The 11,084-nt window shown below is 66.0% G+C and carries 8 protein-coding genes and 1 pseudogene; 7 read left to right on the forward strand and 2 right to left on the reverse strand.

Annotation, left to right across the window (positions count from 1 at the left end):
* Window positions 1-193 precede the first annotated feature (193 nt).
* From ACPYOD_RS11020 to ACPYOD_RS11035, 4 genes are all read left to right on the forward strand, one after another.
* Window positions 194-3,958 (forward strand): dermonecrotic toxin domain-containing protein, encoded by a 3,765-nt coding sequence (locus ACPYOD_RS11020; RefSeq protein WP_481301784.1) that lies wholly within the window; start codon window positions 194-196, stop codon window positions 3,956-3,958.
* A 57-nt stretch (window positions 3,959-4,015) separates the two neighbouring features.
* Window positions 4,016-4,681 carry a response regulator gene (locus ACPYOD_RS11025; protein WP_481301785.1) on the forward strand — a complete coding sequence of 222 codons (666 nt, stop codon included), beginning with the start codon at window positions 4,016-4,018 and terminating at the stop codon, window positions 4,679-4,681.
* A complete protein-coding gene (locus ACPYOD_RS11030; RefSeq protein ID WP_481301786.1) occupies window positions 4,678-6,066 on the forward strand; it encodes a sensor histidine kinase in 1,389 nt (462 codons plus the stop codon). The genes ACPYOD_RS11025 and ACPYOD_RS11030 overlap by 4 nt, the downstream gene beginning before the upstream one ends.
* A gap of 79 nt (window positions 6,067-6,145) precedes the next feature.
* Window positions 6,146-6,667, forward strand: coding sequence for a Dps family protein (locus tag ACPYOD_RS11035; protein ID WP_481301787.1), 522 nt, complete (start codon window positions 6,146-6,148; stop codon window positions 6,665-6,667).
* A gap of 2 nt (window positions 6,668-6,669) precedes the next feature.
* Here the strand turns inward: ACPYOD_RS11035 and ACPYOD_RS11040 are convergent, their stop codons facing one another.
* The gene (locus ACPYOD_RS11040; protein ID WP_481301788.1) at window positions 6,670-8,550 is read right to left on the reverse strand and encodes a M61 family metallopeptidase; all 1,881 of its coding nucleotides are present in this window, start codon (window positions 8,548-8,550) and stop codon (window positions 6,670-6,672) included.
* A gap of 143 nt (window positions 8,551-8,693) precedes the next feature.
* Here ACPYOD_RS11040 and ACPYOD_RS11045 point away from each other — a divergent pair, with 143 nt between their 5' ends.
* Window positions 8,694-9,143, forward strand: coding sequence for a DUF4442 domain-containing protein (locus tag ACPYOD_RS11045; RefSeq protein WP_481301789.1), 450 nt, complete (start codon window positions 8,694-8,696; stop codon window positions 9,141-9,143).
* Between the two features lie 79 nt (window positions 9,144-9,222).
* On the opposite strand, the gene trxA is transcribed toward ACPYOD_RS11045, so the two are convergent.
* Entirely contained in the window at window positions 9,223-10,098 is an 876-nt protein-coding gene (gene trxA, locus ACPYOD_RS11050; RefSeq protein ID WP_481301790.1) for a thioredoxin, read from the reverse strand.
* A 170-nt stretch (window positions 10,099-10,268) separates the two neighbouring features.
* Here trxA and ACPYOD_RS11055 point away from each other — a divergent pair, with 170 nt between their 5' ends.
* Window positions 10,269-10,880, forward strand: a complete 612-nt coding sequence (locus ACPYOD_RS11055; RefSeq protein WP_481301791.1) for a paraquat-inducible protein A — start codon at window positions 10,269-10,271, stop codon at window positions 10,878-10,880.
* Window positions 10,877-11,084: pseudogene (locus ACPYOD_RS11060) on the forward strand (paraquat-inducible membrane protein A); the annotation flags it as partial. The gene ACPYOD_RS11055 and the pseudogene ACPYOD_RS11060, both read left to right, overlap by 4 nt.

The following is an 11,084-nucleotide window of genomic DNA, read 5'->3' on the forward strand; positions in this document are numbered from 1 at the left end:
AGCCGGCGGACTCCTGGCCGCCGCCATGACCTCGGCGTCCTTGCCTCTGCGGGCAGACAACGCGCCTCCCGCCGGTGTGCAAACACCTGGCGACACGGCTCCCGCCGAACTCGCCTTTATCACCGCCACGGACGCAGCGACATTCCAGGCCCTTGCGGACCGCGCGCGGCGCTCATCGGTACCCGACGCGAGGATGGCTGCAGGCGCCTTCATCCGCGAGCAGCTGGGCCTCGACGGCGACGCGTACGTTGTCGCGCATTTCGGCTCGGTTGCCGACCGGGCGCAAGGCAAGCCCGACCATGTCCTTTCCCTGACAGACGCCCTGATGCAAGCGTTTCCCGACGCTTCGCGGCACAGGTTCTTCGCGGAAGCGTCCGATGCCGTGGGTGGTCTCAACGCGGGCGGCGCAGCGAGTCCAGGCGTGCTTTCGTTCTCGGAAGGCCTATACCACAGCACCAGCGCCGGCGACTTCTTCAGGAGGTTCGGGTGGTTACTGTGGAGCAGGTCAGGCCCCGGATACATCTACAACACCTTCTTCGCGCAGGGCAGCGTGGTGGAAACCGTCGGGGAAGACGCGCGCGCTCTGGACGAGGCCTTCGGCATCTATCGGACCGGCGGGTTCACCGGCGCGTTCGCAAGCCCGCTCACGCTTTCCTCCCTCATCGGGAAGTTCGGAGCGCCGGGTCTGTTCGACCAGCTGCCCTACGTCGCGACATTGAATCGCGACCTGGAAACCTATTGGGACGAGAACCGCGGGGTGTGGCCCCTGCTTGCACGCTATCACTTCGTCCGGGAGGCCAGGCGCGCGCGGGATGCCGGTGTACTGAACCTGGAGCGCTACCGGCAGGTCATGTCCGAAGGAGCCCCGCAGGTGCCGCTTGAGGGTCCCATCGCCATCGACCAGCTACGGAACGGTTCCCCCGTTGGCCTGGGCAGGCCCAGGCGGTTCGACATCAACGGCTATGCCGCGAGCGACATCGTCCGTTTCGTCGCCGCCGACGGGAGCGAAGTGATGTACGTGCCAGGGAGCGACCAGGCATTCGTGGTGTTCGCCAGCGAAGCAGACCTGGGCGAATGGGTCCTGCAGCAGGTGAAAGATCCGCAGAAACTGGAAGCCCTGCTCTCGCATTTCAGCATCTACAACAGCCAGGACGGCACGTTCTGGACGGGCGTCCGACACGGCCTGGAAAATATCGCCACGGGGAAGTGGGACGTCGACAGAACCGTTGTCGACCGTGCCGACCGCGTCATCGAGGGCGGCCTGTTCGAGGATATGCGAAACCAGGCGGAGGCGCGGCTTCGCGAGGACACCGGGATGCAGGTGCGGACAACCTGGGACGCGTGGCGCACCACCGTCAACCGGACGGTAACCCTCATGGCGCCGCTGGGCTACATACCCGCGCTGGCTCTCCCGTTCCAGGTAGGCAGCGGCATCGTCGGGGTCGGCGTGGGCGTCGACCAGGGAGTGAACGGGCGGACCGCCGAAGAGCGCAAGGCGGGGCTCGAACTAGCGGCGACGACTGTCCTGACCAACGTACCTCTCGGCGCCGCGTTCGATGGGCTGAAGGGCATCACCGCGGAAGAAGAGACGGCGCCTGCGCAGATGAATCGTCCTTCCTTCGTTCCGCCGGAACGGATCAACGACCGCATCGGTTATCCCCTCAGTCCGACCAGGCCTCCGCGGTTTCCCAATTCCGCGGGCGGCACCGTGCCGGCAGGCAACACCCTGGCTCAGTTGATACCGGCATACATTACGCGCGACCCGATGGCGTTCGAACGAGCGGCAAGGATACTGCGACAGTTCGGAGTGAACGAAGCCGAGTTGGCCATGGCGCCCAAGCCCGAGGTAGGCGCCCACCCACAGGGGCCGATCGCCTTGGCAGCCGTTGGGCAGGGCGTCATCGAGACGCTATCGACCCGGCTTCGAGCCCGTACGGGCACGCCATGGACGCCGCTCGAACTGCAGTTGCTGGCGCCGGTGCTGGCGAAGCAAACACGCCGTGCATTCGCGATCTACGGTGAAGACGGAACGTTCAAGTTCGCTGCGGGGGCCAATGGTGACAGTATGACGCCGGAGTTGATTCCGCCGAATGCGCTGCGATTGCGCAAAAGCGGCGACGGGTATGTTTTGCTCAACGCCAACCTGGGCACTACCCGGCATACTTATCGTTCGGTCTTCGCGGCGCTTGAAGAAAGCACGCGTGCGTCTCACAACGCGCATGAGCTGGACGATACGCGTCTGGAACAGGACTTCCGTACGATGCTCGCCGATTCCATCGATGCCAGGTCGATGCACCCGGAGCTCGAGCGCATGCATCGGCATTGGATTGACCCGATGCAGTTGCCCGACCGACAGAAGCGGCTCGTGAAGGAGCTTTCACTGCTCCGCCTGGCGCTCGTCGACACGCGCGAGTCGTTGACCGCCGCGCAGAAGCACCGCCTGGCGGATGCGGGCGTCGACGTGGACCTGGCACTATCGACAGCGGCTGCCAGGTTGCAACTGGTCGACGACGGTGTCCTTGCCCGGCTTGCAGATGAGGACAGCGCCTTGCTCCCGCCAGCGCTCGAACACCTGGTCGTGAAGGACCTCGACACCGGGTCGCAGGCGATTGCGCGGGGCGCCGAGGAGTGGGCCCTCGATGGCCGGCACTACGTGCGGCTACGCCACATCGACGGTCGCACACAGGTGGTCGAGACGGCGCCGGGCCAAGGAATGGCGCCACGTGAAATCTTTGCGCCGGGCGGAAGGGCTGGCCGGGAGACGGGTCGTTGGCTGGTGAACATTGAGGGCATGTGGTATCCGGAAGCCTCACTGCGCGAAGGGCTAGCCCCCATCGATCCCCTTGTCCACGCCGCCATCATCGAGGTCATTGCGGACAAGCTCCCTCCGTCGATCCCTCGGGACGACGAGGCCATCGCCCGTATCGTCGACGCCATTCCGCCGCCGCTCATTGGGTACTTCAAGTCGTCCCTCTCCACGATAAGCACGGCGGCCGACGGAGGCCTGGTGCTGCAGGTTCGCGATATACGGGACGGCACGCCTCGGAGGTATGCCACGCATGTCGATGCCGACGGCGCGTCGGCACCCCGCTCCGCCGCTGCACCACCTGTACCACTGGATAACCTGGCTGGCGACGCCCAGTTGGCGCTTCCTGTGTTGCGGCGCAACGCTGGAGCCACGCATGGTTCGATCGCAAATCCGGTCCCCGCAACCTATCAGCGCATGCTGATCGACCAGCGCCCGATCAGCGAGTTCATTGCACTGGGGGTGGGTGGCCGTCACATCGGTGTGCTTGCGACCACGCGGCGCCTTCGTGGCATGCTGCGCGAAGACCGTAACGTGGCGCTTGTGGGTGCCACGCCCGACCATGTCCTGACGCTGTTGCTTCCGGCAAACGCCGAGACGCTTCGGCTGGTCGGACCGGAGAGGGCGACCGGCAGGCTGGTGGACAACCTGCCGAAGGGTACGCTCATCGTCGACAGCCTGTACCAGGTCACGGCGTCCGTGGACGAGTACCCCGGGCTTGTTCGCGAAGTCGCTCGTGAGTGGCGGGCCTCGGGCAGCACGATGACGCGGGTCATGCCGGACGGGGCCGAAGTGGCCGAGTCGCCGGTCGACTACACCGAACGGCTTCTGAGTACGCCACTGCGTATCAACCTTTGGAATCCTCTGAACGATCCGATCTCCGAGCAGGGCTACGTCCGGTATCTGCATAGTCGCCTGACAGACAACGGTTCCGTACGCCACGCGGGGCTGGACTGGCTGGTGACCCAACAGGCCAGGCGGGACTACATGGGGTACTTCGCGCCGCCGGCAAACGCCCTTCCCCTGGCCAGTCACGCACCACCGCAGGGCAGGCATGCCGGGATGCTGGCCGAGTTGGCCGATGCGGCCATTCACGCCGGCCTGCAGCGAGTGGCGACGGCGTCCGAAGCACCGGCCGGTCCCGCGCCGTAAGGACACGCTAAGCTCGCGGCACGGATAATTGCGATTGATCCAGGCCGGGGCAAAAGCTTGCACATCATCCTCGTGGAAGACGACCTCCAGCTCGGCGAAGCCATCCGCCGGGCATTGGAGCGTTTGACCTATAGCATCAGCTGGTTTCGCAACGGAAGCGAAGCCCTGGTGGCCCTGCGCGAGCACGATGCCGACCTTGTCCTGCTCGATCTCGGGCTGCCCGGCAAGGACGGCATGGACGTGCTGACCGAGGCACGGCGCCTGCACGTCACGACGCCCGTCATCGTGATGTCCGCCAGGGATGCGGTCGATTCCCGTGTCAGCGTACTCGATGCGGGCGCCGACGATTACCTCGTCAAGCCGTTCCACCTGGACGAGCTTGCGGCTCGCATCCGTTCACTGGCCCGTCGCGCCCGCGGTGGGGCGGTGAATCGCCTGGAAGCGGGCGCCCTGAGCATGGATATGGGTAGCTTCGAGGTGACCTGGCATGGGCAACGGGTAGACCTGACCCGGCGCGAGTTCGCCTTGCTCCAGGCGTTGATGGAACGTGCCGGGCGCATCGTCAGGCGCGAATCGCTGGAAACCTCGCTTTACGGCCCGGACAACGTCATGAGCACCAGCGCCCTCGAGGTGCTGGTGCATTCGTTGCGGCGCAAGCTGAGCCACGGCGCCATCCAGACGGTACGCGGCTTCGGCTACATGCTTCCGCGGGAGCCGCAATGAGCTTCACCAGCCTGCGTTCGCGCCTCCTCGCGCTGATCGTGATGGTGCTGGTCGTCGTCCTGCTCCCGCTCGGGTTCCTGAGTGCGAAACATACGCTGGAGGAAGTGGACGAATTGTCGGACGGACGCCTCGCCCAGGCGGCCCGCACGCTGGAAGTCCTGGTCGGCCGCATCGGCGTCGCGCAACTGCGCGAACAGCGGCCGGCGCGGCTGCTGGTGCCGAGTGTCTCCAATCATCCCCAGGAGTTGACGGTGCAGGGTCGCACGTTCGAATCGGAGGTGGGCTTCCAGGTGTTCGATCGTGACGGCACGTTGCTCCTCGCGACGGAAAACCTCGCCGGCATGCCGAATACGCATGCGACGGACGGCGCCTTCGAGGACGTGCGCAAGGGCAAGTACCGCTGGCGCGTCTTCACGCTGGTGATGGAAGACGACGACATCACTATCCGGGCCGGCGAGCGCTACGACAGCCGCAACGAGATCACCCGTGCGCTGTGGATCGAGCATACCCTTCCTCTGCTGTTCGGCCTGCCGCTCATGGCCTTCCTCGTGGGGTGGGCGATACGCCGGGGACTCGTTCCGCTGGATGAACTGGCCGGAGCGCTTGCAAGCCGCAAGCCGGGAAACCGGGAACCCGTGCACCTGCCCGGCGCGCCGGTCGAGTTGCGGCCCGTGCTGGGCGCGCTGAACGACCAGATCGAGCGCCTGGAGGAAGCCCTGGAGCGGGAACGCCGGTTCAGCGCCGACGTCGCGCACGAACTGCGCACACCCCTGGCCTCCACGATGATCAACCTCGAGAACGCCATGGCGTCGGCCCAGCCGGACGAAGCCCAGGCGGCCCTGGAAGCGGCGCGCGAATGCCTGGTATCGCTGGCGCGCCGCGTGGAACAGTTGCTGGCACTGGCGCGGCTGGAGGCAGGCGCCGCAGCCGGGCCGCGCGGCACGGTGGACCTGGTGGCGCTCGCGCTCGACGTCGTCGAGGAGTTGTCGCCGCTGATCGGCGCCGGCGGTACCGAGCTGGGTGTGAACCTTCCCGATAGTCTGGCCGTGCAGGGCTATACCGCCGCCCTCGGCTCGCTGCTGCGCAACCTGCTCGAGAATGCTTTCCGCCATGTGCCGCGGGGAGGCCACGTCGATCTCTCGATCCGGCGCGACGGGGATCGTGCGGTGATCGAGGTCGTCGACGACGGCCCGGGCATTCCACCCGAGCGCCGCGAGGCGATGTTCACCCGCTTCCAGAGGGGCCTGGACACGCAGGGAAGCGGCTATGGCCTCGGCCTGTCCATCGTGCAGCGCGCGGTCGAACTGCACGGCGCGAGCATCTGGCTGCTCGATGTCGACGGCGGCCGGGGCCTGCGTGTGCTGGTGAGCCTTCCGCTCACGTGACACGCGCGTGTTTCGTCCAATCTCCTGTCACACGGCTGGAGCATCCTCGGGGGCTCAGACACCCATGGAGCCCAGCGCGATGAAGAACCCCCAAGCCACGAAGAACCTGCGCAAGGCTGCGCTGAAGACGCCGACGGGCCTCGGCGCGGATGCGACCCGCGACATCTCGGGCGCGCTTACCGTCCTGCTGGCGGATGCCTTCGCGCTTTACCTGAAGACGAAGAACTTCCACTGGCACATGTCCGGACCGCGCTTCCGCGACCTGCACCTGTTGCTCGACGAGCAGGCGACGGACATCTTCGCGATCACCGACGACATCGCGGAGAGAGCCCGCAAGATCGGCGGCACCACGCTCCGTTCGATCGGGCATGCCGCACGCCTGCAGCGTCTGTCGGACAACGACGCCGACTTCGTCACGCCGCAGGACATGCTTGCCGAACTGCGCGACGACAACGAGCGCTTCGTGGGCTTCCTCCGCGAAGTGCACGGCGTGTGCGACGAGTACGGCGACGTGGCGACGGCAAGCCTGGTCGAAAACTGGATCGACCAGGCCGAACGCCGCGTGTGGTTCCTGTTCGAGGCCGCACGCGAGAACCCGTAAGGTTACTTCCTCGGCGTGGCGATAGCGCCTATCAGGTCCTTGCCGTCGCCGCGCACGAGGTGCGGGTATTTCAAGCCGCCGTGGTAATCGACCTTCACGGTCGAATAGGCTTCGATGTCCTTGATCAGGAACTCGATCGGCGTGCTCGACGACTTCGCCGCCGTCACCGCATCCTTCAGCACCTGCGCCGAATAGTCCTTGCCGTTCACCGCGACCAGCGTCACGCCCGGCACGATGCCGGCCTTCGCGGCGGGGCCATCCCATTGCGAATCCGTGACCTCGCCCTTGTCGGACAGCTGGATGCCGAGCGAATGAGACAGGTCCACCGTCTTGCGCACCTTTTCGGCCGTTTTCGCGAACGCGGTGGGCGTCTCGTCGTACACCAGCTTCCAGCCGCCACCCTCGATGCCGTGTTCGGGTAGCGTGTCGCCGGTGTAGTCGAGGCGCTGGCGCAGGAAGGTGGCCCAGTCGTAAGGCTGCACGCCGTTGAGCGTGGAGATCACGTCTTCGAAGGTATAGGTCTTCGGTGTATAGCTACCGTTGTCCATGCCGTAGAACGCGCGGGCGAATTCGTCGAGGGTGTGCTTGCCGCCGGAAAGGTCGCGGATCTTCGTGTCCACATCGAGCCAGAGCAGCTGGCCCTCGGGGTAGTAATCCGAACTCCGGCGCAGGTTCGTCCAGCCCCGGCCGCGGCCCGACGACAATGGGATGCCGTCGGCGGTGTCCTGGAGCGAACGCCACGACCGACCGGTGCGCGCCGACATGTCGGCGGCGATGCCGGCCAGCGAATCGCGCCATTGCGCGGTGGTCCAGATACCGGAACGGGCGGTCAGCACGCCGGCCCAATAGTCGGTGAGGCCTTCGTATACCCACAGCAGGTCGTCCTGCATGGGCTCGGTGAATGTGGGCGTCCACAGGTCGGCGGGGCGGCGAAACTTGCCGTTCCACGAGTGGATGTACTCGTGCGGCAGCAGGGTACCCGCGGCAACGTTCACGTCCGGATCGGTGAAGAAGTTCGCATAGAGCCGGTCGTCGCTGGACTGGTGATGCTCCAGGCCGAAGTGTCCCGTGTGGTTGGAAACCACCAGCAGGAAGTCGTAGTGGCCGTAGTGGTGCGCACCGAACAGCTTGTTGGCCTGGACCACGAGCGAGCGCTGCTTTGCGATCTGCTCGTCGGTGGGCTTCACGCCCGCGGCGGTGTCGCCGGTAATGTCGAGGTGCACCTGGGTGTCCTGTCCCGGCGCGAGGTCGACGCGGTTGAAGTACTTGCCGGTCATCAGCGGCGAATCGACCAGGTTTTCGAAACTTACCGGCTTGAAGTGAACCTCATTTCCCGACTGCGAGGCCGTTTCGAGGGCGGAGGCGTACTTCCAGCCTGCCGGCAGCGTCACGCTCGGTTCGATCGTGATGCGGCTGGTGTAGTGGCCCGCCGGATAGAACGCCACCTCGTTGAACGACAAGGGCACATAGTTGGGCGTGGCTGGCGCGAGGTATTCGAAGGCGAGGTCCAGCTTGTCCACGCCGTCGGGAACGTCGACGTGGAACGCATACATCTCCTTCAGGTCGCGGCGCCAGGGAATGCGCTTGCCGTTCGCGGTAACCACGAATCCCGCCACGTTGGCGAGCGGACCCGAGGGCGCGTGCACGCCGGGAATCCACTTCGGGTAGTAGAGGATCGCGTGTCCGGCGCTGACCGGGATGGTCTCGCGCACGTGGTAGAGATGCTTCGACGCATCCGACAGGTCCACGTGCAGCGTGAGGGTGCCGGGGTAGGGCTGGTCCGCGGCGACCGGGAGGTCGGCGGCCGTGGCATGGGCGGCGGAGAAGGCCATCGCGGAAGCGACGGCGGTGGCGAGGGTGGCGCGGCGGAGCGGATGGCGCATGGTTCGTATCCCCTGGCGATGGTCGACCATCGATACTCGGGGTCGGTCGACGATGGGGACCTGTGCCATAGGTCATGCACGGCATGGTTGCGTTTGAAACGGGGTACTTTCCCGCCGGTCCGGCGCATCGCTAGCATGGCGGCATGAAAGCTCGCACGATGCGCCGCATCCTCAACGCCTGGCCGCCCTTCCTGTTCACCGGCATCCGCGTCGTCGTGCTCGACGATTACCGCTATGCGAAGGTTCGGCTGAAGCTCACCTGGTACAACCGCAATTACGTGCGCACGCACTTCGGCGGCAGCCTTTTCGCCATGACCGATCCGTTCTGGATGATCATGACGTTGCAGAGCCTGGGGAACGAATACATCGTGTGGGACCAGGCAGGCGAGATCCGTTTCGTCTCCCCCGGCCGGGAAGACGTGTACGCTGAATTCCGTATCGAGGAATCCGTGCTCGACGAACTGCGTGCGGCGACCGCCAACGGCGAGAAGTGCCTGCGCTGGTTCGACACGGACATTCGCACCGCTTCGGGCGAACTCGTGGCAACCGTGCGCAAGCAACTCTACGTGCGCCGCAAGAAACCGAAGCCCTAGCCTGCTCGGACGAGCTGTGGGAGCCGCTACAGCGGCGAGAAGCCAATGAAGCGATGAAGCCGCGCGGCTCCCCCTGCCATCAGAACAGCAACGACGCCATCTTGCGCCGGTACGTGCCGACGAGTTCCGCGTCGTCGATCGTGGCAAAGGCTGCGAGCAGGCGCTTCTTCGCCTGGCCGTCCTGCCAGTCGCGCTGGCGCTTCAGGATGTCGATGAACTGATCGAGGCCGGCGGCGGCGTCGCCTTCGATGAGAAGGCGCACACCGAGGAGGTCGCGTGCCTGCCAGTCGTTGTCGTCGGCCTGCACGCGCGTGCGTAGTTCCTCCAGAGACGGTGCACCCGCGAGGGCGCGCGCGAGCTCCAGTTGGCTGCGCAGCCGGACGGCGCGGGCGTCGGTGGCGAGGTTGGCGGGCAGGGCGTCGAGTTCCGCCTGCGCGGGCTCGACTTGGCCGGCGCGCATGAGCGCGAGGGCGAGGTCGAGCTTCAGTTCCGCGCGATCAGGCTCGGCGGCGATCGCCTGCTGGATGCGGTTGATGGCTTCTTCCGGCGTCTCCGCCGGCTTGACCGTCGCGGAGGCATCGGTTTCGCCACCCTCGGCCGGCTGGAGGCCATGGCGAGTGAGGAACTCGCGGATCTGGCCTTCGGGCAGGGCGCCCGCGAAGCCGTCGACCACCTGGCCGCCGCTGATGAGGATGACGGTGGGAATGCTGCGCACGCCGAACATGGCGGCCAGCTGCTGCTCGGCGTCGACGTCGATCTTCGCCAGGCGGAAGGCGCCGTTGTACTCGACCGCGAGTTTTTCCAGGATCGGGCCGAGCGACTTGCAGGGGCCACACCATTCGGCCCAGAGATCGACCAGGATGGGCGTCTGGAGGGAGGCCTCGATGACGTCCTTCTCGAATCCGGCCGTGGTCGCGTCGAAGACGTGTTCGCTATGGGTCTGGGCGCTGCTCACGGAATGCTCCTGGGGACAAGGTTCGATGCCCCGAAAGTCGGGGAAGACAGCCAGGATATCAAGCCCCTGCCGCGGGCCCGGCCGGCCCCTGCAACGCCCGTCATGCGCCGTTTACGCCGATTTGCGATCATAGGGAATGGGCCGTTGCGGCCTTCGACCGCTTGGATGGCATGCACAAAGCCCGCGACCTGATCGTCTGCGAACACTGCGACTCCGTCTACCGGAGGCGCTCGCTCGCGCGTGGCGAGGTGGCCGACTGCGTGGTCTGCGGTGCGGTCCTGGAGCGCCACCAGTGGCTTGGCGTGGACGCCCAGTTCGCCCTGATCTTCGCCGCCCTCATCGTGTTCGTGATCGCCAACGTGTCGCCCATCGTCACCCTGGGCTTCTCCGGCATGAAGGCGGCCACCACCCTCTGGGGCGCGGTCATCGCCATGTGGAACGACGGAGCGCAGATCGTCGCGGTCCTCAGCGCCATGACGCTGTTCTTCTTTCCGCTGGGCCAGATCCTCATCTTCGGCTGGGTGCTCTGGTTCGCCCGCACGGGCATCCGCGCGCCGGGCTTCCCGCTGGCCATGTCGGCCCTGGTCCGGGTGAAGCCCTGGAGCATGATCGAAGTCTTCATGCTCGGCACGCTGGTGGCGGTGGTGAAGGCGCACACCTATTTCGACGTGGTGCCCGGCGCGGGCATCTGGGCCTTCGGCTTCCTGACCTTGCTGGTCACGGTGTTTTCCAGCCTCGATCCGAGGGAACTATGGGACTTGACCGCGGAAGCGAAGGCATGAGCGTGCCGCCGCGGGCGATAGACATGGGCATGATGGCCTGCCATGTCTGCCGGCAGGTCACGGCGTACACCGAAGATCCACACGCGCATTGCCCGCGCTGTGGAAACACCCTGCATGCCCGCAAACACGCCAGCATCGCGCGGGCCTGGGCGCTGCTGATCGCCGCGGCGATGTTCTACATCCCGGCCAATGTGTTCCCGATCA

This window comes from Luteibacter sp. HAY1-4A (assembly GCF_056755355.1).

Bases quoted from the DNA above. Each gene is read 5' to 3' on its own strand.
- ACPYOD_RS11020 (WP_481301784.1), top strand. From the start codon at position 194: ATGGCTGCAGGCGCCTTCATCCGCGAGCAGCTGGGCCTCGACGGCGAC.
- ACPYOD_RS11030 (WP_481301786.1), top strand. From the start codon at position 4,678: ATGAGCTTCACCAGCCTGCGTTCGCGCCTCCTCGCGCTGATCGTGATG.
- ACPYOD_RS11035 (WP_481301787.1), top strand. From the start codon at position 6,146: ATGAAGAACCCCCAAGCCACGAAGAACCTGCGCAAGGCTGCGCTGAAG.
- ACPYOD_RS11040 (WP_481301788.1), bottom strand. From the start codon at position 8,550: ATGCGCCATCCGCTCCGCCGCGCCACCCTCGCCACCGCCGTCGCTTCC.
- ACPYOD_RS11045 (WP_481301789.1), top strand. From the start codon at position 8,694: ATGAAAGCTCGCACGATGCGCCGCATCCTCAACGCCTGGCCGCCCTTC.
- ACPYOD_RS11055 (WP_481301791.1), top strand. From the start codon at position 10,269: ATGCACAAAGCCCGCGACCTGATCGTCTGCGAACACTGCGACTCCGTC.